The organism is Lacticaseibacillus brantae DSM 23927 (assembly GCF_001436115.1).
In the GTDB taxonomy this organism is placed as follows: Bacteria; Bacillota; Bacilli; order Lactobacillales; family Lactobacillaceae; genus Lacticaseibacillus; species Lacticaseibacillus brantae.
Map to the genome: position 1 here is coordinate 41,649 of NZ_AYZQ01000002.1, position 26,710 is coordinate 68,358.

The 26,710-nt window shown below is 47.7% G+C and carries 31 protein-coding genes and 1 tRNA gene; 18 read left to right on the forward strand and 14 right to left on the reverse strand.

What is annotated here, in order from left to right:
- Positions 1 to 95 precede the first annotated feature (95 nt).
- From FC34_RS09760 to FC34_RS04375, 7 genes are all read left to right on the forward strand, one after another.
- Positions 96 to 236: a hypothetical protein gene (locus FC34_RS09760; protein ID WP_169790022.1), complete on the forward strand. Its 141-nt coding sequence runs from the start codon at positions 96 to 98 to the stop codon at positions 234 to 236.
- Between the two features lie 108 nt (positions 237 to 344).
- A complete protein-coding gene (gene mutY, locus FC34_RS04350; protein ID WP_057894522.1) occupies positions 345 to 1,439 on the forward strand; it encodes an A/G-specific adenine glycosylase in 1,095 nt (364 codons plus the stop codon).
- 54 nt (positions 1,440 to 1,493) lie between these two features.
- Positions 1,494 to 2,279: an alpha/beta hydrolase fold domain-containing protein gene (locus FC34_RS04355; RefSeq protein WP_057894183.1), complete on the forward strand. Its 786-nt coding sequence runs from the start codon at positions 1,494 to 1,496 to the stop codon at positions 2,277 to 2,279.
- Between the two features lie 153 nt (positions 2,280 to 2,432).
- Positions 2,433 to 3,986 (forward strand): ABC transporter ATP-binding protein, encoded by a 1,554-nt coding sequence (locus FC34_RS04360; protein WP_057894184.1) that lies wholly within the window; start codon positions 2,433 to 2,435, stop codon positions 3,984 to 3,986.
- 77 nt (positions 3,987 to 4,063) lie between these two features.
- Positions 4,064 to 4,741, forward strand: a complete 678-nt coding sequence (locus FC34_RS04365; protein WP_057894185.1) for an NAD(P)H-dependent oxidoreductase — start codon at positions 4,064 to 4,066, stop codon at positions 4,739 to 4,741.
- On the forward strand, positions 4,738 to 4,917 hold the full coding sequence (locus FC34_RS04370; RefSeq protein ID WP_057894186.1) for a hypothetical protein: 180 nt from the start codon (positions 4,738 to 4,740) through the stop codon (positions 4,915 to 4,917). The genes FC34_RS04365 and FC34_RS04370 overlap by 4 nt, the downstream gene beginning before the upstream one ends.
- Before the next feature lie 113 nt (positions 4,918 to 5,030).
- Positions 5,031 to 5,558, forward strand: a complete 528-nt coding sequence (locus tag FC34_RS04375) for a DUF308 domain-containing protein (protein WP_057894187.1) — start codon at positions 5,031 to 5,033, stop codon at positions 5,556 to 5,558.
- Between the two features lie 57 nt (positions 5,559 to 5,615).
- Here the strand turns inward: FC34_RS04375 and FC34_RS04380 are convergent, their stop codons facing one another.
- The 4 genes from FC34_RS04380 to FC34_RS04395 form a co-directional block, all read right to left on the reverse strand.
- Entirely contained in the window at positions 5,616 to 6,080 is a 465-nt protein-coding gene (locus tag FC34_RS04380) for a DNA-3-methyladenine glycosylase I (RefSeq protein WP_057894188.1), read from the reverse strand.
- 68 nt (positions 6,081 to 6,148) lie between these two features.
- The gene (gene thiD / locus FC34_RS04385; protein ID WP_057894189.1) at positions 6,149 to 6,970 is read right to left on the reverse strand and encodes a bifunctional hydroxymethylpyrimidine kinase/phosphomethylpyrimidine kinase; all 822 of its coding nucleotides are present in this window, start codon (positions 6,968 to 6,970) and stop codon (positions 6,149 to 6,151) included.
- Positions 6,971 to 7,033: 63 nt separating this feature from the next.
- Positions 7,034 to 8,095, reverse strand: coding sequence for a hypothetical protein (locus FC34_RS04390; RefSeq protein ID WP_057894190.1), 1,062 nt, complete (start codon positions 8,093 to 8,095; stop codon positions 7,034 to 7,036).
- Positions 8,088 to 8,915 (reverse strand): hypothetical protein, encoded by an 828-nt coding sequence (locus FC34_RS04395; RefSeq protein WP_057894191.1) that lies wholly within the window; start codon positions 8,913 to 8,915, stop codon positions 8,088 to 8,090. The genes FC34_RS04390 and FC34_RS04395 overlap by 8 nt, the downstream gene beginning before the upstream one ends.
- Positions 8,916 to 9,212: 297 nt before the next feature.
- Between FC34_RS04395 and FC34_RS04400 the strand changes: the two genes are divergently transcribed.
- The 3 genes from FC34_RS04400 to FC34_RS09860 all read left to right on the forward strand — a co-directional run bounded on the left by FC34_RS04400 (position 9,213) and on the right by FC34_RS09860 (position 12,647).
- Positions 9,213 to 10,373 (forward strand): MDR family MFS transporter, encoded by a 1,161-nt coding sequence (locus tag FC34_RS04400; protein WP_057894192.1) that lies wholly within the window; start codon positions 9,213 to 9,215, stop codon positions 10,371 to 10,373.
- A gap of 19 nt (positions 10,374 to 10,392) precedes the next feature.
- On the forward strand, positions 10,393 to 12,435 hold the full coding sequence (locus tag FC34_RS04405; protein ID WP_057894193.1) for a KUP/HAK/KT family potassium transporter: 2,043 nt from the start codon (positions 10,393 to 10,395) through the stop codon (positions 12,433 to 12,435).
- Positions 12,436 to 12,515: 80 nt separating this feature from the next.
- Positions 12,516 to 12,647, forward strand: a complete 132-nt coding sequence (locus FC34_RS09860) for a hypothetical protein (protein ID WP_268872375.1) — start codon at positions 12,516 to 12,518, stop codon at positions 12,645 to 12,647.
- Between the two features lie 55 nt (positions 12,648 to 12,702).
- Here FC34_RS09860 and FC34_RS04410 read toward each other — a convergent pair whose 3' ends face one another.
- The 4 genes from FC34_RS04410 to FC34_RS04425 form a co-directional block, all read right to left on the reverse strand.
- Positions 12,703 to 13,083, reverse strand: coding sequence for a DUF805 domain-containing protein (locus FC34_RS04410; protein WP_057894194.1), 381 nt, complete (start codon positions 13,081 to 13,083; stop codon positions 12,703 to 12,705).
- Positions 13,084 to 13,226: 143 nt separating this feature from the next.
- On the reverse strand, positions 13,227 to 13,607 hold the full coding sequence (locus FC34_RS04415; protein WP_057894195.1) for a DUF805 domain-containing protein: 381 nt from the start codon (positions 13,605 to 13,607) through the stop codon (positions 13,227 to 13,229).
- Between the two features lie 66 nt (positions 13,608 to 13,673).
- The gene (locus tag FC34_RS04420) at positions 13,674 to 13,868 is read right to left on the reverse strand and encodes a hypothetical protein (RefSeq protein WP_057894196.1); all 195 of its coding nucleotides are present in this window, start codon (positions 13,866 to 13,868) and stop codon (positions 13,674 to 13,676) included.
- 116 nt (positions 13,869 to 13,984) lie between these two features.
- A tRNA-Ala gene (locus FC34_RS04425) sits at positions 13,985 to 14,057 on the reverse strand.
- Between the two features lie 596 nt (positions 14,058 to 14,653).
- Here FC34_RS04425 and FC34_RS04430 point away from each other — a divergent pair.
- Both FC34_RS04430 and FC34_RS04435 read left to right on the forward strand, forming a co-directional pair.
- Positions 14,654 to 15,034, forward strand: a complete 381-nt coding sequence (locus FC34_RS04430; protein ID WP_057894197.1) for an iron-sulfur cluster biosynthesis family protein — start codon at positions 14,654 to 14,656, stop codon at positions 15,032 to 15,034.
- Between the two features lie 77 nt (positions 15,035 to 15,111).
- Entirely contained in the window at positions 15,112 to 15,534 is a 423-nt protein-coding gene (locus FC34_RS04435) for a GNAT family N-acetyltransferase (RefSeq protein WP_057894198.1), read from the forward strand.
- Between the two features lie 58 nt (positions 15,535 to 15,592).
- Here the strand turns inward: FC34_RS04435 and FC34_RS04440 are convergent, their stop codons facing one another.
- Both FC34_RS04440 and FC34_RS04445 read right to left on the reverse strand, forming a co-directional pair.
- Positions 15,593 to 16,813, reverse strand: coding sequence for a sensor histidine kinase (locus FC34_RS04440; protein WP_057894523.1), 1,221 nt, complete (start codon positions 16,811 to 16,813; stop codon positions 15,593 to 15,595).
- A gap of 60 nt (positions 16,814 to 16,873) precedes the next feature.
- Positions 16,874 to 17,551, reverse strand: a complete 678-nt coding sequence (locus FC34_RS04445; RefSeq protein ID WP_057894199.1) for a response regulator transcription factor — start codon at positions 17,549 to 17,551, stop codon at positions 16,874 to 16,876.
- Between the two features lie 114 nt (positions 17,552 to 17,665).
- Between FC34_RS04445 and FC34_RS04450 the strand changes: the two genes are divergently transcribed.
- From FC34_RS04450 to FC34_RS04470, 5 genes are all read left to right on the forward strand, one after another.
- Positions 17,666 to 18,073, forward strand: a complete 408-nt coding sequence (locus FC34_RS04450) for a GtrA family protein (protein WP_057894200.1) — start codon at positions 17,666 to 17,668, stop codon at positions 18,071 to 18,073.
- Positions 18,048 to 20,159, forward strand: coding sequence for a glycosyltransferase family 39 protein (locus FC34_RS04455; RefSeq protein WP_057894201.1), 2,112 nt, complete (start codon positions 18,048 to 18,050; stop codon positions 20,157 to 20,159). Before FC34_RS04450 ends, FC34_RS04455 begins: the two co-directional genes overlap by 26 nt.
- A 16-nt stretch (positions 20,160 to 20,175) precedes the next feature.
- The gene (locus tag FC34_RS04460) at positions 20,176 to 21,147 is read left to right on the forward strand and encodes a glycosyltransferase family 2 protein (protein WP_057894202.1); all 972 of its coding nucleotides are present in this window, start codon (positions 20,176 to 20,178) and stop codon (positions 21,145 to 21,147) included.
- Between the two features lie 140 nt (positions 21,148 to 21,287).
- Positions 21,288 to 21,587: a hypothetical protein gene (locus tag FC34_RS04465; RefSeq protein ID WP_057894203.1), complete on the forward strand. Its 300-nt coding sequence runs from the start codon at positions 21,288 to 21,290 to the stop codon at positions 21,585 to 21,587.
- 8 nt (positions 21,588 to 21,595) lie between these two features.
- A complete protein-coding gene (locus FC34_RS04470) occupies positions 21,596 to 21,973 on the forward strand; it encodes a hypothetical protein (protein WP_057894204.1) in 378 nt (125 codons plus the stop codon).
- Here the strand turns inward: FC34_RS04470 and FC34_RS04475 are convergent.
- On the reverse strand, positions 21,970 to 22,959 hold the full coding sequence (locus FC34_RS04475; RefSeq protein WP_057894205.1) for a zinc-binding alcohol dehydrogenase family protein: 990 nt from the start codon (positions 22,957 to 22,959) through the stop codon (positions 21,970 to 21,972). The genes FC34_RS04470 and FC34_RS04475 overlap by 4 nt on opposite strands.
- A 40-nt stretch (positions 22,960 to 22,999) precedes the next feature.
- On the opposite strand from FC34_RS04475, the gene FC34_RS04480 reads away from it, so the two are divergent.
- Complete coding sequence (locus tag FC34_RS04480) at positions 23,000 to 23,383, forward strand: hypothetical protein (RefSeq protein WP_057894206.1); 384 nt, start codon at positions 23,000 to 23,002, stop codon at positions 23,381 to 23,383.
- Between the two features lie 53 nt (positions 23,384 to 23,436).
- Here FC34_RS04480 and FC34_RS04485 read toward each other — a convergent pair whose 3' ends face one another.
- The 3 genes from FC34_RS04485 to FC34_RS04495 all read right to left on the reverse strand — a co-directional run bounded on the left by FC34_RS04485 (position 23,437) and on the right by FC34_RS04495 (position 26,627).
- The gene (locus FC34_RS04485) at positions 23,437 to 24,864 is read right to left on the reverse strand and encodes an MFS transporter (RefSeq protein WP_057894207.1); all 1,428 of its coding nucleotides are present in this window, start codon (positions 24,862 to 24,864) and stop codon (positions 23,437 to 23,439) included.
- Between the two features lie 126 nt (positions 24,865 to 24,990).
- Complete coding sequence (locus FC34_RS04490) at positions 24,991 to 25,461, reverse strand: hypothetical protein (protein WP_057894208.1); 471 nt, start codon at positions 25,459 to 25,461, stop codon at positions 24,991 to 24,993.
- The gene (locus FC34_RS04495; RefSeq protein WP_057894209.1) at positions 25,458 to 26,627 is read right to left on the reverse strand and encodes an AI-2E family transporter; all 1,170 of its coding nucleotides are present in this window, start codon (positions 26,625 to 26,627) and stop codon (positions 25,458 to 25,460) included. The genes FC34_RS04490 and FC34_RS04495 overlap by 4 nt, the downstream gene beginning before the upstream one ends.
- Positions 26,628 to 26,710: the final 83 nt, after the last annotated feature.

The following is a 26,710-nucleotide window of genomic DNA, read 5'->3' on the forward strand; positions in this document are numbered from 1 at the left end:
CATTTCTTTGTGTCACTTCCGGCAGAAAGTGGTATAACAGAAAGTGAAGAGTATGCGAATGCCCTTTAGCTCAAATTCAAAAGAGGCGAGATCTAATGGCAGGGAAGCTCAGTAAACAAGAACGTAAGGCCTTAATTGAAGAGGTCGAAAAGAAGCGTGCTGACGAACCTAAGAAGTCAGGTAAGTCCGGTTTTGCAACTATCGATGCAGAAGCCGCACGGTTGGAAAAAGAATAATTGAACACAAATTTGTGATCATCAAAAAAGCAACTCGGCCAGCGCTGAGTTGCTTTTTTGGTATACTGGAACGAGCAAAAAACAAAGGTGGACAAGCGCGTGGACAAAATGTGGTCACAGACCAAGATTGAACAGTTTCAAAAGGCCTTGCTTGAGTGGTACGACCAAGAAGGTCGCGATTTGCCGTGGCGCCAGGATCACGATCCTTACCACGTGATGGTCAGTGAAATCATGCTCCAGCAGACGCAGGTGCAAACAGTGATTCCGTACTATCACAATTTTATTGCTAAGTTTCCAACTGTTGCCGCCCTAGCTGCTGCTCCCGAAGCTGAGGTGCTCAAAGCGTGGGAAGGCTTAGGGTATTACTCGCGAGCGCGGAACCTCCAGACCGCTGCCAAGCAAGTGGTGCAGGATTACGATGGGGTGTGGCCCCAGACCGCAGCTGAATTACAAAAGCTCCAAGGCATTGGCCCTTATACGGCTGGTGCCATTGCCAGTATTGCGTTTGGGGAGCCAGTGCCCGCTGTCGACGGCAATGCCTTCCGCGTGTTTGCTCGCTTGTTCAAAATTGATGCCGATATTGCCCAGCCAAAATCGCGCGGAATTTTCGCGGATGTCATTCAACAAGTGATGCCCAAAGATCGACCAGGCGATTTCAACCAGGCCATTATGGATTTAGGCTCGACCTATATGCGGGCCAAAGACCCTGACCCAGCGCATTCCCCAGTGGCAGCCTTTGATCAAAGTTACCTTGATGATGTCGTCTTAGATTATCCGGTCAAAACTAAAAAGGCTAAGCCCGTGGTGAAGCATTATTTTGCTTTAGGCATCCACAGTGAGGCTGGATGGCTGTTTGTTCAGCGGCCAAGCACAGGGATGTTAGGCGACCTATGGATGTTTCCCCTGATTAACCAGGATGACTTACCTGAATCAGCACTTGAAGCCGAGGCAATCGAGTCAGCGTCGGCACAGTTTGCTGAAGAATCAGGCCTGACACTTGAATTTGCCAACGCTGGGGCGCCGCTAGTGAAGCACACGTTTACACATCAACAATGGCAAATGACGCTACTGACCGCAGAAACGCCAACCACTACCCTGAAATATCTACCTGCGCGCTGGGTGCCAGTTGACCAACTGGATTCACTGACGCTGCCAACTGTGCAGAAGAAACTGCTGGCAGCGCTTGGCCTCGAGCAAAAATAAGTGAGTTTTTGAGCAGGCGCGTTATACTCGAGTTAAATTAAAGGGGGATTTGCGATGACTATAAATGTTACGAAAGATATCGTTTATCAATCCGATCTAGATTTGAAACTTGACGTGTACGAAAACAGCGAAGGCTCTCGCGCTGCCATCTTGGATATTCATGGTGGTGGCTGGGTTCAAGGGGATAAAGCCAAGGAAGCTGGGATTGCCACTAAGTTTGCAGAACAAGGCTTTTTAGTGGTGGTGCCAAACTACCGGCTGGCACCAGCAGCCTTCTATCCTGCAGCGCGCGATGATGTCTGGGAAGCGTATCAATGGCTCAAATCATCACCATTTAATTTTGACCACAGCAAGATTGGGGTCTTTGGCGGCAGTGCCGGCGGTTCATTGTCAGTTGATGTCGGCCTCAAGGACGGCATTCCGGCGGTTTCCTGGTCAGGGATTTTCGATGTAATTGACTGGTTCAGCAAGCACAAGGATGTCGTGCCAGTGCGCAATACTGAACTTGATACTGTGTCAAAGAGTAACGAAATTGATCAAGGTGGGAAGAACGATCCTTACTACAAGTGGTTCATTCTGAATTACGTCAATCAAGACGAAAGTCAATTCCCAGGCCTTGAACCATTTGATCGGGTCACACCAAAAGCTGGCCCAATTTACTTAGCAAACTCACTGGAAGAAATCGTCCCAACAACTGGTGTCACAATGCTCGAAGAAGCCCTCGCCAAGAACGATGTGCCTGTCTTTACGCAATTAATTACTGGCGGCCGGCATGCTGAAGGCTACGAAGATGAAGCCTGGTTGCCAACGCTGAACTTCTTCAATCAATTCTTAAGTTAATCATCAAGCAGTAGCCTGATTCCGGAACTTTTGGGATCAGGTTTTTTTGTGTTTCACGCGAAACATTCTTGCGTTTCTTAGCCTGAGATGTAAAATGAGAAAAAGATTAATTTTAAATGGCAATAATCTTATATCGGGTTTTGGAGGCGTTTGATGAAACACTATTTGTTGCGGTATAAATGGCAGAACATCTTGCTTGGCACGTCGATAATACTGATTGCGGGAGTACAAATTGCCACGTCGACAGTATTATCCTTCGCCACTAATCAGTTGAGCGCCCATAAGCCAGCGGGGTTCTTTATCTGGATGGGAATCGATTTTGGCCTGTGGTTGCTTGGGTTCGCCATTGGGTACGTGAATGATATTTATCAGACCTCACTGACACAGCGGATGAACGCCGATATGCGTCAGGATTTAATGCAATCGGCACAATTTGGAGTAGCGGCATACCGCCGCAACAGTGAGGCCTATTATGCTTCGGGGATGATGAATGACATTAATCAGATTAATACCAATGGATTTGCACCATTTTATGGCTTGATTCAGACGGTTGGTATCATTGTTTTTAGTACGGCGGCGATTGTCTTTTTGCAATGGCGACTCATGGTGGTGACAGTTCTACTTGGGGTGATTGCAATTGTCTTACCGCGGACGCTGAACCGCTTGATGACTCGCAGTTCGGAGCGACTCAGTGCCGCCAATGAACAAGCGTTAAATACGTACTCTGAAACCGTTAAAGGAACGGAAACCTTATTGGGTATGGGATTAGTGGCTGAAATTTTTCGCCGAATTGCGGGCACATCCACTAAATTAAAGCAGGAAAACATTCATTTTACGATTGTGAGTGGGATGGTCAGGACTGTTGCGGCGGTGATTAGCGTGGGCAATCAGCTGATTTTACTGGCGTATACAGGTTGGCTCATTCTTCAGGGCCAGACTCAAATCGGGACAATCTTATCCATCGCTTCTCTGGCGGGCTTGTTCTTCAGCGGCACGCGATCTATTGGCGGTGATTGGGCCCTGGTCAAAAGTAATGCGACACTCTTTAAGAAATTTAACCAACAAGTCCAAGCCTCACCTTCGCAGCTATCAACTGCGCCAGCAGACGTTGCCTTTTCATTGAATCAAATTACATATGCACCAACGCCTAATCATAATGTGCTAACTGACTACTCGCTGACGATGCCAGCAGGACAAAAGTATTTCATTACGGGGCCTTCTGGGAGTGGGAAGTCGACGATTTTGAACCTGCTGACAGAACGGATAGCGCCACAAGCGGGAACGGTGGCAATTGGTCTTCCTGAGTTGACTTACCTGTCACAGAATCCAATTATTTTCTCTGATACGATTCGCTATAACTTAACGCTCGATGAGTCATTCTCCGATGCAGCAATCGCCAAGGCCTTGGCCGTTACCCGACTGACCGATGAGGTTGCTGCTATGCCTGATGGATTGGATACAGTCTTGGTTGATGGTGGTCAGAATATCTCTGGCGGCCAGAAACAGCGTCTGGCTTTAGCTCGCGCCTTAATTCGCCAGCCACGCTTCTTGCTTATGGACGAGTCAACTTCGGCCGTTGACCCCAAGAATGAGTATGCAATCTTGAAAGCTATTACAGCAGATTCGGATTTATCGTTGGTGGCGGTGATTCATACCAATGACCAAACTATCCTTGATCTGGCCGATGAAGTTGTTGCTATCGGATAAAAACCACCGGAACCATTTTAGTGGTTCCGGTGGTTTTCTTTTGTGCTATGCTGGACGAAAAAGTAAAGGAGCCCATCATGAAAACGTTGGTCGTTGTGAGTCATCCGAAGATTGAAACGTCTAATACACAACAATTTCTCAAAGAAAGTCTTGTCGGGCTCGATGAAGTGAGTTGGTATCATCTCGACGCACAGAAGGATTTTGATTCAACAGTTGAGCGTGAGCGCATCATGTCAGCGAACCGGATTGTCTTCCAATTCCCGTTATATTGGTATAGCGCGCCAGCTTCGCTAAAACGCTGGTTGGATGAGGTATGGACCAAACAGGTCGTGTACGACGAAAATGGTGGACTGTTACGCGGCAAGACCTTGGGGTTGGTGGTCAGTTTCAGCCAGCCAGAGCGGGATTACCAGTTAGGCGGCCGGGAACAGTTTAGCCTCAGCGAACTGTTGACGCCTTATCGCGCGCTCGCGGCCAAAACGGGCCTCTCTTTGCTTGCGCCGTTAACCATTAGTCAGTTTGCCTATATGAGTGAGGCGGCGCAACAGGCGCTTCTGGTGCGGTACCAGCAGTATCTCACCCTCGACCATCCCAGTCGCTTCAACGAGCGGGCCCAATGGTTCATTAATCAATTGCGGACCTATCGGGATGACACCACAGGAGATTTGGTCGCTGATCAATTGCAGGATCAACAAGATAATCTTGAACGTTTTCAACAGACACTGGCTGAACTCAAGCGAGGTGAAGCAGAATGAATGATACCCAAACCTGGTTGCTCACCCAAGCGAAGACCTGGGAGCAGGAAGCAACGGACTACCGCCAGCGGGCCTTTTACCATGAACTGCAAGCCATGATTAAAGAACAAGCTGAGCGTCTAGAATTGGCTGAAGGCGAGGTTGACGGCCGCACATGGAACCATGAGGCGTGGTAGAAAAGGGGACTTCGGACTGAGTGGCTGCTGGTCGAAATGTGCTATGCTGGTTTTATCAGAAAAATTATGAAATCACACAACCAGTTTCGCCGGTTGTTAAAGGAGAAATCAGTATGCAGTCATTATTTGACCAATTACAACGGGCCGCTTGGATTCGCGCGCTACTGATGTTGGGCTTAGGTGCTTGGATTGTCTTAGCGCCCAATAGTGTTCTATCGATTGTCACTTGGGTTATTGCAATCGGCTTGCTCATAGCCGCTTTCAATGCCTTTGGTGCCAGTCGAGATTTGAAACGGGCGGGGTATAGCGGGATTGGTTCAATGGGGGGCGTCGGACTGCTCATCGCGGCAGTGCTGGTCTTAGTCCTCGCCAAACCAGTTCTCAGCTTATTACCACTAGTGCTTGGGTTCATCTTATTGATTTACGGGATTACACGCGTGACCGGTGCTAGTCGCCAGCAACAATACGTCAACGTCTCGCCGGTACCAGCTGTCATTTACGGAATTTTGGTGGCAATCGCCGGTTTAGTCTTAATCTTTAACCCATTCCATGCCGTCCTGTTGATGTTCCGTATTTTCGGGGGCATTCTCATCGTCATGGCGGTCACTGAATTATTCGGCTGGTTTCGCTATAACAAGTAATCAAAAGAAGCCTCAGGGTCAAAATCGAAGTGATTTTGACCCTGAGGCTTCTTTTGATTACAATCGCGGGCGGACACCAATGCCAATCAACAAAATCCCAATCGTCTTGGGCCCGACGAATTTAAACCCGCGCTTCTTCATATCCTTAGCCACAAACGTCCCTAAATCATCTGAATAGTCCGACGTCTGAAAGGACCAGAAGTAGTCAGCCAAGTCTGTAAATTCGGGTTCTAAGTTGACCGCCGCCTGCGCATTTTGCAAAATTGCACGAATTTTGCGGTCATTGCGAATCATGTCAGCGGCACCTTCGATTTTCTCGAGTTCTGGTTCGTCAAAGGCAGCAATTTGACGATAATCGAAGTCGGCAAAGACCCGTTGGAAGACGGGGAGCTTTGAGGCGGTTGCTTTCCAACTGAGCCCTGCCTGAAACACGGCCACCACCAAGAATTCGAAGACTTTGTTCGCTTCATGGGTGGGCGTGCCAAAAATTGCGTCGTAATGTTTGATGCCGTCGATTATCATGCAAGCCACCTCCGTGTCAGTGTCAATATAAAAACCCCATAGGCAACTGGCCAGTGGGGTTTTTGCTTTTAAAATTGCGGCGTCACAATTGGGTTCGCCCAATGGTTGATGGGGCCAAATTGATGGCCGACGGGAATTTCATTGGCAATCGCTTCATTGACAAAGCGCTTGGCGATGCGAATCGCATCTTCAATGGAGTTACCCTTGCCGATTTCAGCGGTAATGACGGCTGACAAGGTATCGCCAGTCCCGTTCACACGGTCTGTCTTATGGTAGGCATCCGACAACCAGAAGGTTTTTCCAGATTCAAGTCGGACGAAATCGCGGACTTCAGTCCGGTTTTCGCCAGTATGGTCGCCTTTGATCATGACATTTTTGGCACCCATCTGCTGTAGAATTTCAGCAGCGGCTTCAATTTGGTCATCGGAGTCGAGCGTCAGATTGGTGAGATGTTCTGCTTCATAAAAGTTAGGTGTAATCAACGTCGCCAGTGGAATTAAATCACTTTTGAGCGTCTCAAAAGCATCTTGTTCCAAAAGCAAGGCACCGTGAATGGTGACAATCACTGGGTCAAGTACCAACGGCCCAAAGTCATATTTTTTAAGATTTTTGACGACGGTATTAATCATGGCTGCATTCGCCAGCATGCCTGTTTTGGCCGCGCGGATGTGCAGGTCATCGGCCAGAGCATCAAATTGGTGGTCGATAAATTCCAAGGGCAGTGTCACGCTGTCGTGAATCCCATAGGAATTACCTGCGACAGCAGTGGTGAGAACGACAGTGCCATAAGCACCGCGCATGAAGAAACTGTGTAAATCAGCTTCCATTCCAGCGCTGCCATCGCTGTCGGAACCCGCAATTGTTAACACTTCGGGAATCTCATTTGCCATTAAAAAGCCTCCTAGTCATTATTGGGCTTATTCTACCCAGTAACAGGCAAAATTGCACGCTTTTTAGTTAAAGGCGGGTTTCTTAGGTGACACGCTCTTCAACCATTCACCCAGGAATGGGTAGAGTTGGTTGAGCTCGTAGATTTGGACAGTCGATTCAGGATAATGCAGGGTCACTGTGTCAGTTTGTGGGTTCACAGTGACAGTTAAACTTTGCTTGTTGGGGAGCGCTAACTCATAGCGTCCGTCACCAGCTAATTGCCGCATCAGAATCGCATTGCTGGAGGCAATGACAAATAATTCGTCCAGGGCAGGGGCATTGTTAATCGAACGGACTGCGACTTGTAACTCAAGGTCATTGCCAACCAACTCTTCGGGGATCGTGGTTGATTCCCAAGTGAAGTCGGTCGCCCCAACTTCTTCTGAACCCAAGTCCATCCAGTCATGGCCGGCATCATCGAAGACATGATAGCCGGTTACCACATCATGGGGGTTAAGGGCGACTTGTAGTTCGATATTGCCAGCTTCGACAACGTGGGCGTGACTGGAAATCGTGACATTGTTGTCGTATTTGGTCTTGAACGTCAGTTGGTCGACAGGCTGTAAAACGGTGTCGTCTAATTGCTTGAAGGTATAGTTGGCCGTGTACAGAGATTTAATCATATTGCTTAAGGCTGTTAATTCTTGGTCAGCATAACCTAGGTCCGATTGTTCCTTAGCGGTGACTTGCAATAAGGTTGGCAGATTGTTAGCCACTAAGCTGGCCTCAGAATCCAAGGGATTGCTGATAGTGAACATAGCCAGATTGCTTCCGTCACGGTTCAAGTTAAACCCAATGGCTGAATGCGTGCCATCGTTTGCAACGGTTTCAGGCCAGACATTGGCCAAAAATGTGTCAGAAATCGTCTTATCAGCAGCAAAGGCCTGCATCAGTTTAGCAGCTAATAAGTCGGTATAACTGAGTAAACGGCTGGTGGCAGCAGGTTGATTGGTTTGCCATTCTGGATCATTAGCGAAGTCTTTGGCTAACTGCGTGTATTGGGCAGAAACTTGATTGCGAGCGTCCAAGGGGGAAAGATCACTAGCGACAATCGATTTCAACTTGGTATCAGATAAATTAAGCATTTTGCTTACCCCCTTCGGCTTTTAGTGCGGCCATGAAGTCAGTCTTCAAATTGCTCAGCACGTTTTCGAACTGTTCGATGGAACTGTATTCACTTAATACCGCCTGATATTCATAGCGGGTGATGGCCGCTGAAACTTCCAACTGCCGCTTTTTGAGATCAAAGTCATGATCAGCTTGGTCTTTGACTTGGTTAAATTGTTGACGCAAACGCTTGGTTTTGTCAGGTGCTGCCGGTGCGCTAGGTTGACTTTCGTCGGGATCGCTAGGATCGATGAAAGTCTTCAGTAAGCCACGGAAACCACCGTTGGCAGCTTCCGGTTGCTCAGGCTGGCTGGCCATTTCGGTTTCAAGTTGATTTTGGAGGCGATTAACATCGCGGTAAACATCTTTACGCATTGCTTCAAGTTCAAGCTGCAAATAGTTGTCAGGGTCTTGTGAGAAGGCCTGCAGTTGCGGAATAATGGCTTGTTCTTCATCGGAGAATTGCGCGATGGTGCGGCTGATAGGTTTTAATTCACCAAATTGGCGCCGGTGGTACCAGTCACCAAAGAAAACCCGGCCGTCATCGCTGACTTCAAAGAAGGGAACGTGTTCACGGACAAAGGTAATAAATCGGGTTTGCAGAAAATCTTGCAATTCCTGCTGGGCATTTTTGTCGTAGGCAAGAATGTATCCAGGCGCTTCTTCAATGGGTAAACGCAAATTGTCGGCCGTGGTGTCGAGACCGCGGTAGAGTTGATAACTCGATTTATCTTGCCATGCTTGATTAAAGTGCTCGAAAAAATCTTGTTGGTATTGCAAGCTGGATTCAACTGACATGTAATCAACCTCTCAGAATAGTCTTACTACTATATTCAAGTGTACCGCATTGTGATGCGTTCTGAAATCGGTTCATTCAATAATCGCAAAAAATTAAAAACAATTTCGCTCATATCTAGCTGAACTGCTGCGCTGCCTCAACTGCTGCCACGTGTGAAAACCAGTCTGGAAAAGCCGTTTTTAAGGTGTTTTCAAGATGATGAGGTATGGTATGATGGCTGTAATTTGAGTCTCAAACAAGCGCTTATTTTGGGGTAAGGCTTGAGCGAGCGGAGTAGAAATGGAAGAGGGGATTACTTGGAACGGCAATCAATTTCACTGAAATGGTTATTTCTAGGCTCTTTAATCACCAATACCGGGATTAGCTTTATCTGGCCACTGACCACAATTTATATGCACGAGTACTTGCATGAGTCGTTGACGATTGCTGGGATTGTTCTATTCATTAATTCTCTCTTTATGGTGATTGGGAATTATGCAGGGGGCTTCTTGTTTGATCGATGGCGACCATATCCTACCATCCTGTTGGGAATTACGCTCAATAGTCTAGCCACAGGCGGGTTAATTTTTTGGCACGGTTGGCCAGCCTATCCACTCTTCCTAGTCGTATCAGGATTTGGGAATGGGATTGTGATGACCTCCATCAATTCTTACGCCACACTAGTTAAAAGTCGTAAGTCTAGCTACGTGTTTAATGTCTTATACTTTATGTCCAACTTGGGACTGGTTATTGGCACCATGATTGTCGGGTTTGTCTTGCCGTTAGGGATTACTTACATCTTTATGTTGGCTTTTGCCCTGTTTGTGCTTTTTTTGATTGTGGCGATTTTCTTCTTCAACGTGAAGGTACCCAAGCGCACAGCTGATCCGACAAGCAAGGCCGTTCAGGCCAAGAACCCGTACTGGCCGCAAATCTTGCTGTTACTGTTGACCTTATTCATCACTTGGATTACCTATGAACAGTGGCAAAGCAACATCTCAACCTACATGATTCACCTGGGGATGACTGTTAAGGATTACACCTGGTTATGGACGATTAACGCAGTGCTCATCGTGGTCTTGCAACCCGTCTTAACGCTCTTTGATGACTGGTTATTGGCTCACTTGAACTTACGGCTCAATCTTGGGTTTATCTTATTTGCGTCATCATTTCTGGTGCTCATTTGGGCGCATGCCTACTGGAGTTTCATTCTAGCCATGGCCATTCTGACTTTCGGTGAGGTGTTGGCCTTACCTGCCGTCTCAACTTATGTCGATTTATATTCACCTGATGATCAAAAAGGTCGCTACCAGGGCTTTGTGCAAGTCTTTGCCTCGGCGGGCCGCGCCGTAGGTCCATTAATTGGGGCCTTGATTATTGAAGCCACAAGCTATAAAACTGTCTTTGTTGGTTCTACCCTTGCTATTATTCTTTCAGTGGCAATCTTTGCCACGTGGAACCGACGCAAACGCGCTTAAAGCGTGATGAGGTGACATGATGCGAAAAATTAAAGCAACAGGTTCAGAAGCAAAATCCAGGCGAAAGAAACTCAGCCCGGCTGGGATTCTGATTTCTCTGGGTGTGGTTTATGGTGACATCGGGACTTCCCCGCTCTATGTTATGAAGTCCATTGTGGCAAATAACGGCGGCTTGACCCAAGTGCGACCCGACTTTATTCTCGGGGCCGTTTCGCTAATCTTCTGGACGGTCACGCTGATTACTACCGTGAAGTATGTATTGATTGCTTTGCGCGCGGATAACAACGGTGAAGGCGGGATTTTTGCCCTCTACACCTTGGTCCGCCGACGGGCGAAGTGGTTGGTTTTCCCCGCGATGATTGGTGGTGCGGCCCTATTGGCTGATGGCATGTTAACACCAGCTGTCACAGTGACAACAGCGATTGAAGGGCTTAAAGGTGTCATGATTGGCGGTGAAACCTTCATTCGCTCGCAGAACACCGTTGTGCTCGTGACGGTCATCATTATTTCGCTGCTATTCCTCGTGCAACGATTTGGGACTGATATTATTGGGAAAGCTTTTGGCCCAATTATGTTAGTCTGGTTCACCTTCTTAGGGGTTGTTGGCCTTCTCTATACCGTCCAAGACTTGTCGATTTTGAAGGCGTTGAATCCTTATTATGCGATTGCCATCTTGTTTAGCCCTGATAATTATGATGGCATCTTCATCTTGGGCAGCGTCTTTCTGGCCACGACGGGGGCCGAGGCGTTGTATTCAGATATGGGGCATGTCGGCCGAGATAATATTTATGGCAGTTGGCCTTATGTCAAAATTTGTCTGGTCTTGAACTATTTTGGCCAAGCGGTGTGGTTAATTAACAATCGTGGCAATGCCAATTTAGCTAAACTGAATGATTTCAATCCATTCTTTGAAATGGTGCCGGGGTCTTGGCGGCTGTTTGCGATTCTCATTGCTACCATGGCTGCTATTATTGCTTCTCAGGCGTTAATTTCAGGCTCGTATACCCTAGTAGCTGAAGCAATGAAACTCAAATTCTTACCCCGATTACATATTATTTATCCGACTGATGTGAAAGGGCAGCTCTATATCCCCACTGTGAATGCAATTCTGTGGGGGATGTGTCTGATTATCATCTGGCACTTTCAAACCAGTGCCGCCATGGAAGGGGCGTACGGCCTGGCCATTACAGTGACAATGCTGATGACGACATTGCTTTTGCATCAGTATTTGATGTTACGTAAGGTGCCATGGTTTGTGGCCCAAATTGTTCCGGCCTTTTTCCTGGTGATTGAAGCTATCTTCTTTATCTCGAGTGCTGCTAAGTTCCTCCATGGTGGGTATATGACCGCGCTCATTGCGACCGTAATTCTACTGGTGATGTTTATCTGGCAGTATGGGAAGCAAGTGCAAGATCGCAACAGTTTCCGGTCTGAACAGGCGTCATTACTCGCCTATAAATCCAAGCTTGAGGCGCTGGCCGAAGACAAAAATTACCCGACCTACGCGACTAACCTGGTGTATATGACTGAGGTCACAGAGGAACATTTCATTCCTAAGACGATTTTCTATTCAATCTTGGACAAACGGCCAAAACGGGCTCAAGTGTACTGGATGGTCACTGTCAATGTGACTGATGAACCGTACACAAAGACCTATACCGCCGATACGATGGGAACAGACAATGTTGTGAATGTTCAGTTCTATCTTGGGTTCCGGATTGAACAACGGATTAATGTGCTCCTGCGCCAAGTCGTAGCTGATATGATGGCTGACGGCGAGATTCCACGGCAGCCCCAGAAGTATACTAGCATCCCTAATCGCCAAGTTGGGGATTGGACCTTTGTCTTGCTGAATGAAGAATTATCGCCAGAAACCCAAATTAAAGCGTGGGATAAATTAATCATTCAGGCACGAATTTTCCTGAAGCACATTACTGAAACACCAGCCCAATGGTTTGGTTTGGAATATGCCGACATTGTCCAAGAGAATGTGCCGCTGGTCCTCGGAAAAGAAACCACTGTTAAATTAACGCGGATGGAACCGCCTTCCAAAAATGCTTGACTTTCTAACAAAAAGTGAGTAAACTAATATACATCGCTACCAAGAGACCATTCTATCTACACCGAATGGAGGTAATTTTTATGACTTACAAGATTCAATTAGACACGGAAACACAACAGTTTTTAGCAATTGACGTTGCTAACCAACAGCATATTGGTGTTGGTTCAACTATTGAGCAAGCCGTTGCCAGTCTTAATCAACAAGCTGCCTAGCAGCATACAAAAAAGCGCTGAATCCTGATGCGGATTCAGCGCTTTTTGTTTGGCGTTAAACGTTACTTTGGTTATCAGGCCAGCGCGTATCTGACTTGGATGGTAGTAAGAGTAAAACTAAGACCCAAATATTCCCAATCACTGGAATGATGTCCATTAAGATCCACCAGTTGCTGCGGTTGGTGTCATGGAGACGCCGTGCCCTGATGGTGAAGTCTGCTAACCAGAAGATAAAGAAGATGAGACTAGCCACGAAGTTGTGACCAACCAACGCTTGGATACTAGTAATGTTCTCTGGATCAAAATTAATGCCAGTTAAGAGACTAATCCCAATAATAATAACGAAATTAATAAGGTATGGAATCCAGAATTGTCGCCGCGTGGCACTGGCGTTCCAGACAAACATTTTACTCCAGAATTCACGATATTCTCGCATCGCTATCCCTCCATTTCATGGACTCTATAGTAACGAATATATAATGACTAAAGCAAAGAATATGGTTCATAAAAAGGGGCAGCCCCGCAATTTGCGAGTAACACCGCCTACCCTCGAGGTTCGACTCTATCAGTTGACTGCGGCTACGCCTGAGTTTGATTGCGTGGCCAGCGCGTTGACTGAGTCGATGGGGAAATAAGGAGGATGAAAAACCAAATCCAACCGATGATAGGCAAGAGATAGAGGAGTATCCACCAGTTGCTATGGTCGGCATCATGTAGACGGCGCGCGCGAACGGTGAGATTGGCAAGCCAGAAGGCAAAAGAAATGAGACTGGCCCACAAATTGTGGCCGACCAACGCTTGCACACTGTTCAACTTGGAAGGATCAAAGTCAATCCCAGTTACGAAGCCGATCAAAATGAAGATGAGGATATTAATAAAGTAAGGCAGCCAAAACTGGCGCTGCGTGGCACTCGCATTCCAGACGAACATTTTGCTCCAAAATTCGCGGTATTCTTGCATGTAGGGTCTTCCCTTCAATGGCGACTGTGCAATGACAAGTAGAGAAAGTGGTGCGGCGAAAGCGCCCTAGAATAAACGTTTCAGCTTTTCCAAGTCCTCGGGCTGAACATACAATTTGACTTCGCCCGTTTCAGAATCAATGTCAGCAAACAACTGCGCCTTTGCGCTTGTGATATTAGCTGAGTTGCTGACTGTAATCCAATTGATGCCGGGGATCCCGTACCCCATTACGCGCAGACCTTTTAAACGGTTATCATCCATTCAGACAGCCTCCATTCATCATTGTGACCAGAATTAGCCTGAGTATAACCGCACTGCCACATGCCGGCAAGCACAAAAAAGTCGCCACTCACACATTGTGAATGGCGACTGAATTCTGGATCATAACGGACTTGAACCGTCGACCTCCTACATGCGAAGCAGGCGCTCTCCCAACTGAGCTAATGACCCCTAACATCCAACAGTTTAGCACAATGGCCTAGGGTGTAAAACACTTAGCCACAAAAAAACCTGCCGTGGGAAGCGGCAGGCAGGAGTAGGGTTGAGCGACTGATGGGAAGTCAGTCGCTGATTTTTACTTTGGAGGAGTAAAAATGAAAAAGTTGGATTTGGGTTATAGAGATGAGTGGGTGGCTCATTTCTATGTTTCTTATATTAACGATAACTTTTGAAGAAAGTGTGAACAAAAGTTTCCGCTTTCGTGAATTCGAATTTTGTTCCGAAGAAAATTTTGGCCAAAAAAATGACCGTCGGGGTAAGCGACGGCCAAAGGAGTAAGGGTTGGCCAACTGGTGGGCGCCAGCTGGCGATTTTTACTTTGGAGGAGTAAAAATGAAAAAGTTGGGTTTGGTATGGAAATGAGTGGGTGGCTCATTTCTATGTTGATAACTATAACGGCCGCGTATGAAGAAACTGTGACGAAACCCTTCCAATCTTATGAACGATCCGCTAAGAAAGTTTAAAGACGCACTTCCAGTGGCATTCAAAATAGTTGTCAATCCAAGGATTTGGGACTATGGTTAGTGCAAAAATAAGAGGTGACAGAAATGGATATTCATTTTGATGATGATGCAATTGCCCGGGTACAACCACATCTTGGACCCGACAAGAAATTGTTACTGACTTTTGAAGATGGGGTTGGGCCTTACTCCCAGCACGCGATGATTCATATGCAAATTCAATTTAGTTTGAACGTGGTTCCCAAGTCAGATCCAGCGACAGATTATAATGTCACACTGAACAGCAACTTAGGGCCAATTGGCGTTAAGGGCTATTCGGTCGAAGATCTTGATGACCAATTGGTGGTTCACTACCACAAAGCGATGAACACGCTTGAACTGAATGGCGCTGGCGGCCCGATTGACACCAACATGGGTTTCATCGACTTTACTGAAGCTGATGGCATTCGTGACAACCCCGCTCGATAACTCTTGTTATAAAAGCCTTTATATTAGGTAAATCTTGTTGTAGAATCAGGAGTATTGAATCCTGAGGGGGAAATTGCATGTTGCACTATGCCTTTGAATCAGGCCTAACGATTCACGAGATTAAAGCGTTATTTGGTGCTGTTGAACTTACCAAGTATTTGAATGATCCAGCGGAGACTGCGATGGGGTTGGCGAACTCGACCATGATTACGGTCCGCGATGGTGACAAGCTGGTTGGCTTGGTCCGGGGACTGAGTGATATGCATACCGGCGCATTCATTCAAGACTTGATTGTTCATCCTGATTATCAGCACCAAGGAATCGGCCATGAATTATTGAATGAATTCATTGCTTATTTCAAGCAAATTCCCCAAGTTGTGATTGTGTGTTCAAATCCTGAACTGCAGAGTTTCTTCGCTGACGCCGGCTTTATTGCCAGTGATGATACGAAGTCGGAAATGTTCATCCGCAAGCAACAACTCCTACAACCAAAATTTTAACAATAAAAACGAAAGCGGCAGCACCGTAACCAGAATGGTTATGGGCTGCCGCTTTTTTTTATTGGGGTAATTTGACTTCGAAACTAACGCCGTTGGGTTCCACATCTTTGACCGCAATGTTCCCCTGGTGGGCACTGACAATCCATTGGGCAATGGCTAGGCCCAAACCGTGCCCGCCGGTATCACGATTCCGGGATGCATCCACACGGTAGAAGCGCTCAAAAATTTTGGCTTTATCGGCGTCGGCAATTGGGGCACCACTGTTGCCAACCGTCAGAGTCCACCATTTATGGCCTTGAGGTGTGGCAGTCACCCAGAGAGAATCACCAGCTTGTGTGTATTTCAGTGCGTTATCCAAGAGAATAATCAACAGCTGATGGATATGCTCAGCGTCAAAGTTCGCAACAAAATCAGCAGGTGCCGACCAAGTGAGTGATTTGTGCTGACTAGCCGTGATTTCAGCATAAGGTTGCAGGACCTCATCAAAGAAACTTGCGACGGCTACCGGCTCAGGCAGAACTTCAACGGCGTTGCTGTCGGTTTTGGCAATGGTGAGTAGGTCATTAGTCAATTGCTGTAGGCGAGTAATTTCATTCAATGAAGTGGCAATCGATTCGCTTTGATCGACAATAGCGGCCTCAGGGTGGGTTAAAAGTTCCTCTTGCTGGCTTTGGATCACTGCCAGCGGTGCGCGGAGTTCATGGGCAGCATCGGCAACGAAATCCTGTTGACGTTGCCAGGACTGCATGATTGGCCGCATCGCACGTTTAGACAGCCAATCTGCCAAGATAATTACGACCAGCCAGAAGATAACAATGGTCACAATGAGTGCGCGGGCGAAGGCTTGCAGGGCATTAATTTGCCCGTTAATATTTTGCAGGATAAGGACATAGTGGCCAGCATAAATCGGATCACCAGTATCAAGTGGAATTTTAATGAGGAGGGTCCGAAACGTCCCAGTACCGACAACAGTGGTTTTGCGTTGATTGAGCTGACTGACGTCGAGCTTGAGATTCTTGAAATAGGAGTAGTAGCGATTGCCGAGGTTGGCTTGGTTTGTAATCTTCCCTTGAGTATCAAAGACGAGCAGATCAGTGCGAAAAGGGGCAGTCGTGGGACCGCGTTGACCGGGAGCGGGCATTTTCTCTGGGCCGGTCACCAGAATGTTCTTTTGCTGTGTCAACGTTTGGTCGATATCTGTGTAGACAGAATGTTGATAAAGCAAGAAGACAATCGTGCCCAAGACGATGAAGAGGCCCGCAAAACTAAAAAGTTCCATGCGAAACAAATGACGCTGTTGGCGCTTAATGTTGGATTGATTGGTCACGCTCTGGCCTCCTTATTTCATGATGTAACCGACGTTGCGGATGGTTTGAATTTGCTGGTCGGCACCGCTGGGTTTAAGTTTGCGGCGCAGGTTGGACATATAGACTTCCACGACCGACAGGGCAGTCTCGGAATCAAAGCCCCAGAGTCGATCAAAAATCTGTTCCTTAGTAATAATCATGTCATGGTTTTGCATTAAGTAGGCGAGCAAATCAAATTCGCGGGTGTTGAGTTGGAGTGGTTCAGCTCCAGCGCTTGCTGAATGCGTGGCCAAGTTGAGCTTCAGTTGGCCAACTAAGATTTCATGGTCATCAAAGAAATGCCCCGTACGCTTGAGGAGTGCTTTGAGTCGCATAATCAGTTCCTCGCGGTGAAACGGCTTGGTGAGGTAATCATCGGCCCCGACTTCAAAGCCGTGCAGCTTGTCGTTCAGTTCCGCTTTAGCGGTCAACATCAGAACAGGGGTTGAGATTTGGCGCGCCCGTAATTGTTTGAGCAAAGTAAAGCCGTCTAGTTCTGGCAGCATGACATCCAAAATAATTGCATCATAAATTGCCTGTTCGGCTAAATACAGGCCTTCTTCGCCGGTATAAGCGTGATCAACTTGGCTAAACGGGCTTAAGAATTTTGTGATGCTGGCATTGAGCGTTCGATCATCTTCTACGACTAATAAATGCGGTTGAGCAACCATGATTTTCACCTCGCTGTTATCATGTCAGATTGACCATAAAATAAACTTAAGTCTTTTTAAGGTTGTTTTATGGTGGCGTCCCTATAGTGGGGTCAAAGCAAAGGAGGGACGCCAATGATTAAGCAATTCATTCGCTTTGGGGCTGTCGGCGCAATCAATACCGTTTTGACGTATGTCATCTATCTTAGTCTGTATCGCCTGATTAATCCAACGGCAGCCATGGGCGTGGGCTATGGGCTCACATCAATTCTCGGCATTATTTTGAATGACCGGATGGTTTTTCAAAGCCATCAAGCCAGACATCCTGATACGGTGCTCAAGTATTATTTCACTTATGGCATGTCGCTGGTGATTAGTTTAATCCTGACGACAACGTGGAATGACTGGTGGCAATTGAATGCGACGCTGGCGCCAGCTTTCAGCTTATTGGTGACTGTACCAATGAACTTCTTGCTGAGTAAATTTTGGATTTTTAAATCAGATAAGGATGTGGTGAATGGTGATAAAACGTCGAAAGCTTGATTGGTGGCTCGTCGGAATTCTAGTCTTAGCGGGGTTCCTGTACGGCTGGAAGATTTGGGAAGCAGGCTCAGCCAACGCCTATTACACGGCGGCAATCACAAGTATGGTCCAAAGTTGGTCCAACTTCTGGTACGGGGCTTTTGATCCAGCTGGCTTTATTACAGTTGATAAGCCGCCCGTCGCATTATGGTTCATGGCGATTTCTGCCAAAATCTTTGGCGTCCATGGCTGGTCTGTGGTCTTACCGTCTGTGCTTTTTGGTATCGGATCCGTCGGCTTGATGTATGCGCTGATTAAACCCAGATTTGGCGCGTGGGCCGCCCGGTTATCCGCACTGATTTTGACTTTAACCCCGATTGTCGTCGCAGATTCTCGGACGAACAATATGGATGCCACACTACTATTCTTCCTATTGTTAGCCACTTGGGCCCTGATGAAAGCCGTCTCTGCACGCAAGCCGTGGCTGGTGATCGTCAGTTTTGCCCTGATTGGGATTAGTTTCAACATTAAAATGTTGCAAGCCTTTATGATTCTGCCAGCGTTACTCCTATTCTACTGGTTGGCTAGCAATCAAAAATGGCATAAGAAAATGATTACCTTGGGCGTCGCTGCTGTGGCCTTAGTTGGCTTTACAGTGGCCTGGCCGATGGCCGTTGATAGTACCAGTGCTGCTAATCGCCCCTATGTTGGGAGTTCACAAACCAATTCCGAAATGGAACTGGCTTTCGGTTACAACGGGACGGAGCGGTTGCTCGGACAAACCACTGGGACCGGGGCCGCCTTTAGTGGCATGACCAGCAAGTCAGGTAGTTCAGAGGCAACCAAGTCACCAACGACCGGCACTGCACCAACAGGCGCGCAAGGTACGGGGGCCCCGACTGGCCAGAAGCCAACCGGGACGCCACCATCTGGAGCCAAAGGTAATGGGCCTGGAGGGACACCACCAACCGGTGCCGGTCAAAAAGCTGGAACGACCGGCAAGCAACCGATGACCAGTGGGACGCGGCCTGCCAAACCAACTGGAGCTGAAGGCATGCCTGGTGGATTCACTGGTAAAGGTCGTGGCAGTCGTGCCGGTAGCATGGGCGGTGCCAATGGGGCCTTCTCGATTGGGACTGTCGGCCCATTGCGTCTACTTCAATCGGACTTAGGGCCACAGATTAGTTGGATGCTGCCTGCGGCACTTATTGGCTTTATCAGTGCGTACGCAGCGTATGATGACCGCAAGCGGAAATGGTACCAACTCAACGCTGAACAGAAACATTTGGGTTACTGGTTGGCTTGGTTAGTGCCAGTCGCTGGGTTCTTTTCCGTCGCTAGTTTCTTCCACCCGTATTACACGATTATGTTGGCACCGCCAATTGCTGCACTGGCAGCGATTGGGTTTGTCACGATGACTAAGCAATTCAAAGGTAAGCTGGCGCAATGGCAAACCTGGTTATTGCCGGTGACAGTGGCCATCACCACCGGTCTTGGTGCCTGGTATGTCAGTCTTGTTTATCAATGGCAGACTTGGCTGGTTGTGGCCATGGGCGTGGCGGCATTAGCCATTTTATTTGCGACTCGGACGAAGAAAACTAAGCTGGGGGCGACTGTCGCCTTAATTGCGATGTTAGCCGCCCCAACCTGGTGGTCACTGAGTCCAACACTGTCTGGTGAATCCAGTGGGATTCCATATGCCAGTCCAACGCTTTTGGCAGCCAGCGGTCAAGGCCAAGGCGCCATGGGTTCAGGTTCCGCGGACAAGGCGCTATTGACTTATGTGACGAAACATCAAGGTTCTGCTAAGTACTTGTTTGCCACAAGCGATGCCAGCACGGCCGCGCCATATATTATTGAGTCTGGTAAAGCGGTCATGGCGATTGGTGGTTTCAATGGGACAGATCCAACATTGACCTTGAAACAATTCAAGGCGCTCGTTGCCAAGGGTGAAGTGAAATACTATTACGACACGGGTCGAGCAGGTAATTCTGCCATCGCCAAGTGGGTCGAAAAGAATGGTAAGAAGATTACCCTCACCCAAAGCAGTTCGTCATCCAAGATGATGGGGATGGGCGGACAAGGCACCCTCTATCAACTTAAATAAAAGGAAGTGACTCATCATGAGCCAAACACAACTCATCTCAATCGTGTTACCCGTGTACAACGAGAGTGCGGGGATTAAGAAGACCATTGCGGTGCTCGAAAATTATGTTGAAGCTCGCGATGAACAGTATGAATTAATCTTTGTCGATGATGGTTCCTCAGATGATACTGTCGCCAAGATTAATGCAGCAATGGCGCAATGTCGTAACGTGCGACTAGTACAATTCTCACGTAATTTTGGTCATCAATTGGCGATTAGTGCCGGCATTCGGTATGCCAGTGGTGATGCTGTTGTGGTCATGGATGCAGATTTGCAAGATCCGCCCAGCGTCATTCCGGCCATGATTGCACAATGGCAGGCAGGTTATGCGGTCGTCTATGGCAAGCGGCGCCACCGGGATGGTGAAACGTGGTTCAAGAAAGTGTCTGCCGCGGCCTTCTATCGATTGCTGCGAGCGATGACTAGCACGGATATTCCCGTTGATACCGGAGACTTTCGGCTGATGGACCGCAAAGTCGTTGATGTATTAAAACAATTCGATGAAACTGATCCATATGTTCGCGGGTTGGTCTCGTGGGTTGGCTTCAAACAAACCGGCGTGCTCTATGACCGGCAAGATCGCAACGCAGGTAAATCTAAATATCCGCTTAAGAAGATGCTCCATCTAGCACTCAATGGCATCACCAGTTTCTCAACTATACCGTTGACGCTGGCATTATGGTTCAGTGGCCTAGCGCTGGGCATTAGCGTGTTATCAGTCCTTATTGCTGAGCTCACAGGCACACTTGGTGCCACAGTGTGGATTGTCGCTAGTTTGTTCTTCTTAGGTAGTGGCCTCTTCTTGAGTTTAGGCATCATTGGCAGTTACTTGGGGCGCGTCTTCAATCAATCGCGTGAGCGGCCGTTATATATTGTGGCGCAGACACAGGGGTTTGCTCAGAATAAATTTCAACAGTACCAACAACAGCGGTTGCAGAATCAAGGCTGATTAGCCCGTTTAAAGCTAGAAAACAAGCCCGATGACTCAGTCATCGGGCTTGTTTCATTGTGGATCACAGTTGCAACCACACTTTTCTTGAATTTTCTTGTGATTATCGGTACATTGACAGAAAAGAGAGTTCAGGAGGGATGGGCATGGCCATGGACGAAGACATTACCCGGTATCAGAAAACAGAAGGCGCTAATGAAATTATGGATAAGGGTTATCTCACCGAGCGTGACCTGCCAGCAATGATGGACAGCGATTGGGCTGACCGTTTGTTGATTCAAATTAATGACGAATTGCGCCTGCGCAGTTTAAGCGAACGCGCAGTTTTGCAGAAGTTTAATTATTATATGGGGACGGGTGTGATTATTTATAACCCAGCCCAAATCGATGAAGCGCAAGCCAAGACGTTACTGCAACATGCCTTGGGCTTCAAAAAGTAGGTGACAACATGACAATGACAGTATATGACGTCTTACGAACAATTAAGACAGATTCGGATACATATTTCGATCACATCCAGATTGAAGGGAAGGAATTTCCCGTTGATCATCGCGCTTTGGTTGAAATCATGGAAGCCAAAACCATCACCGAGGTGGAAGACTTGGCCACAGTCGATATTCCAACAAATACCGCCCGCTTTCTGCGGATACCCGTCTCATTCTTGGAAGATGAGGATATGTTAGCTTACGGGGATGAACTCGAAGAATACCATACGTTGGTGGAGACGTTAGAAGGTTTGTTAGAAGATGGCTTACTGGCTGATCCAGTCCATCAGTTTATGGTCACACAAGATGAGCGATTGGTGATTAATGATGATTTAGTTTAATGCGGCAATGTGATAACAATTTTGCCGACTTGGTGCCCCTGTTCAAGAAGGGTGGCCGCGGCGGTCATGTTATCGAGGGTTAAGCCCTCGTACACTTTAGTGACAGGCGACTGCAAGTTCAGATGGCCGACTAATTGGCTAATCTGAGCCAAGATTTGGCCCTGAGTCGCAATCCGGTCGTCAAAGTCGCTTTTGGCGAACATGTATTCAAAATCGAGACTTGCAGCTTTGGCTTTGATGCTTGATAAATCGATGTTTGGTGTGGGCCCAACAATCGTGCCGACATGACCAAATGGTTTGATTAAACTACCGGCTGCAAGGCTATACGGTTCCGGTGAATACAAGATCGCAATGCCGTCAACGGAATCAAAGCCCGCTGCATGGACGCTGGCCACTAGGTCATCATGATAATCAATGGCCGAGCTTACGCCATGGTTGAGCAGCCATTGGTGGTTTTTGGGACTTGCAGTGGCCAACACGGTTAGCCCACTCCAAGCGGCCAACTGAGTGAGGACAGAGCCGACCCCACCGGCGCCGTTAATCACCAGCAATGATTGACCGGCGTTAGCATTTGCTTCGGGGACAAAGCCCATTTTCTCGAATAACAGCTCCCAGGCAGTCAGACTGACAAGCGGGAGAGCCGCAATTTCGGCGACATCAAATCCCTCAGGCGCTTTAGCAACGAGTCGGGCGTCAACAGCCTGATAGGCTTGGTTGCTGCCGGGACGAGTGGTCGTGCCAGCATAAAAAACGCGTTCGCCAGGTTTGAAATTTGTCACCCGCGCTCCGACTGCGCGAATGATGCCGACTGCATCGTAACCGAGAATTGTGGCGGCAGTAAGGCCTTCGTGGCGTTTGAGATCGACCGGGTTGAGTGAAACGGCCTCAACCCTTACAATAAGGTCAAACGGTAACGGTTCAGGAATGGCAATTTCACTTTCGATAAACCCAGCATGTGGCTGGGCAACGATGGCGCGATTGGACATAAGAATCAACCTTTCTTAGATGAAAATTCAGGGGGACAACATGAAACTGACGCGCGGACAATCAATTGGACTCATCACTATTTTACTCATCGGAGCAGTGGCATTCACTTCCGCTGCCTGGTTTATTTTGAAACCAGCTTCGGTCATCGGCAAACTGAGCACGGTGAGTTTCGGGATTAGTCTAATGGTCGGATTAATTGCATTGGCATGGTACGACGGGGTCGTCCGCACGCGAATGGGGCGGTTCTGCTTTGACGTGATTGGCGGAATCATCCTGGCTTATTGGGTTCAGTTCTACATTATTGGTGCTACACCAGACCTGCAATACATGGTTCCGGCAGCTGGCTTAGTCCTCCTCGTCAGTCTAATCTTCAGCTTTCGAAAGTCAAACGCGCAACGCGCAAAACAACTTAATCAACACTAATTTTGTGACAAAAGAGGCTGTGACCACCAACTCAGGTGTGTCACAGCCCCTTTTTATGCTCGGCGTTGCGTTAAATAGCGCCGCGCGGTCAAGATGAAGGCAACAATCGCGATCGCGGTCGCGACCCAGAAGACAGTGTGCATGGCATCAATGAACAGTTGTGGGTCAGAAGCCTGATAGGAGGTCACCGTTTTGCCCGCCTGGGCGCTCATCCGTCCGAATAAGATCGTGGTTGCAGCAGAAATCCCCACAACCATCCCTAAATTCCGCGCCAAGGCATTCATGCCGCCTGCGACTCCCAGATGCTGCGGTTCAACACTACTCATGACGATGGTATTGTTAGGGGCTTGGAACATCCCATTGCCGACCCCGACAGCGCCAATCGCAAGCATGATGAACCACCAGCTGGTGTGTAAATCAAGCACGGCGTAAGCCACTTGGCTCAAGGTAATGATTCCCAAGCCGGCTAGGGTGAGGCCATAAGGCCCAATGCGATCGGCGATACTCCCGGCGATTGGGGCGACGACAACTTGAACGAGTGGGAAAATCATCAGAATGTAGCCGGCATAGTTTGGTGCCAGGCCACGCGCATTTTGGAGGTAGAAAGGCGAAAGCACATTGAAAAAGAAATTCGTCACGAAAATCAAGAACGCTGTAATAAGACTAATCGTGAACTCGTGATTCTTGAACAAACTCAAAACCAGTAGAGGGTTCTCGGCGTGATTTTCGATGCGGACAAATAGCAATAAGGATAGAATGGCAAGGACAAACAGGCCTAAAATATACCAAGTGGTGAACCCAACGACTTGGCCAATAAAAATCCCTAAGAATAATGGCACGATAAACATCACCGACGCTAAGAAACCACGCCAATCAATTGGCGCATGTGATTTTAAAACGTCTTTTGGCAGGATGTAATGTTGCAAGATAATAGTGATCAACCCAACTGGAACGTTGATCCAGAAAATATAGCCCCAAGGCAAGTGAGCCAAGAGAATCCCACCAATCCCGGGACCGGCAATGCTCCCGACGGCAACGAATGAACCAATGAGTCCAAGGGCCCGCCCACGTTCAGCCATGGGGAAGACTTCAGTGATAATCCCGTTATTGTTGGACATCGTCATTGCCGCGCCTACAGCTTGGACGATGCGGGCCAGAATCAAGAACCAGAAACTGACACTGAAACCAGCCATGAAGGACCCCAACACGAACAATAAGCTTCCGAATTTAAAAATCCGAATCTTACCAATGCTGTCACCAAGCTTACCAAAGAGCAACAATAGTGCACAGATAACAATGAGGTACACGGAAGCAACCCATTCGGCTTCATTCATGGAAATATGAAGGTCGTTGACCATGACGGGCAGGGCAATATTGACGATTGAACCATCAAGTGTCGACATGATGGTAAATAACCCGATGGCTGTTATAATCCACCATCGACGACTTTGGACTTTTGGATCATCAACATAATTAAGCATGTTGGGCCTCTTTTCGTTTAAATACGGAGCGCAATAGATAAAAGTATAGACTTAATCCAATTGATGTCAATTTTGGGCCATCAAAAAAGCCTGTGACAAACGCGATGTCACAGGCTTTTGATGTGGTTATTGCACCTCTTGGACTTTAATGGCGACAGTGTCAGGAATAACTTCTTTGAGGGCGGCAAGCATCCCTTCAAGGTTGCTCTTAAATGTCAAACGCACATACCGTCGCGGTGAAACCGAGAAAGTCGCGATCACGACTTGTTTACCGTTAGGCATCGTCAGCGGTGTGAGGTTAATTTCGGCCAAACTGGTGTAAGGAATGACCCGTTGGAAAATACCCGTCGCAATCAAGCGGTCGCGACCTAAGCCCCCGATGCCTGCCATCACTGACAAGAGCACAAAGATGGCGATGAAAATAACGTATGGCCAGTTCACGATGCGGCTGGTTACAAACCACATGAGCAGAATTAGGCCCCAAAAGAGTTGCGGATAACTGTAATTAGCCTGATATTCAACTTTACTTTGCCAGTAGACATAGTATCCGGCCATCCCAATCAGGACGATATCTAAGACGATTAAGAAGATATTCATTGTTGTGGCGCCTCCGTTTTATCTTTTTCCGCTGGTGGTGTCTCTGGTTCCTGGTACAAGCCAGAGACTTGTTGATACCAAACGAAAATCCGTGTAACGACAATTTTGATGACAGCAAATCCAGGAATCCCAAGGATCACCCCGACTAAGCCAAATAAATTGCCGGCAGTCAGTAAGACGATGACGATGGTGACCGGGTGCATTTCGAGCTTGCTACCCATGACGAACGGTGAAATGACTTGCGTTTCAAGAAGCCACTCAATGAAGAAGACTAAGATAACTTCAAAGAACATCTGTGGTGAGGTTGTTAAGCCAATAATGAGTGCTGGCACCATTGCTAAAGCTGAGCCCAGATAAGGAATCAGATTCAGCGGCCCGGCCAGTAACCCTAAGAGCAAGCCGAACTTCAAACCAATGATACTATAGCCAATCATAAACATAATCGCAACTGCCATGGCAACAGTGATTTGACCTTGAACATAGGAGCCGACTTTAGTGTTCATTTCGGTCAACATTTCACCGATGCCAGTGCGCAGTTTCACGGGGAAAAGTTTAATCAGGCTTGGGGTGAAGTGGGCCCCGTCCTTAAGCATGAAGAACAAGATAATCGGGGCTGTGGCGACGGTCACGACAACGTTACCGACGATACCAATAACATTCTGGATGGAACTGACGGTGCCAGTAAGCAATGATCCCTGTTTGCCTTGAAAGGCAGAGGTAATCTCAGCACCTAATTGATTAAGTTCTTTTTGTGAGATTAAAGTTTGTTTGGCGTTCAAATCGGAGAGCCAAGTGGTGAATTCTTTCCAATAAGTTGGCCAAGTTTGCATGATATTCGTGACTTGCCCTTCAATAGCAGGAATAAAGCGGAGGATCCCCCATACGAGCAGTGCGAACAAAAGGAGGAATACTCCGCCAATCGCCCAACCGCGCTTGATTTTGTGACGCTCAAGCCAATCAATAATGGGCACGGTCAAATAGTAGAGAATCCCGGCCAAAATAAATGGTGGTGCGACAATACCGAAGAAGTCGAGCACTGGCTGAAAGACCCAGGCAATTTTGGTGAAGAGCAGAATTGCCAGTAAGGCCAGAATAATATCGACCATAGCGATTGCAAATTTATTATTAAGAAAACGGCGGTAAAACCAAGTGCGTTTATTGTCCATTGTTGTCACCTCATTATATCGGTTGTCTTCATCATAACCGAATGGCGCGGGATTTACGAATCGGGCGGACGGCCGATTATTGT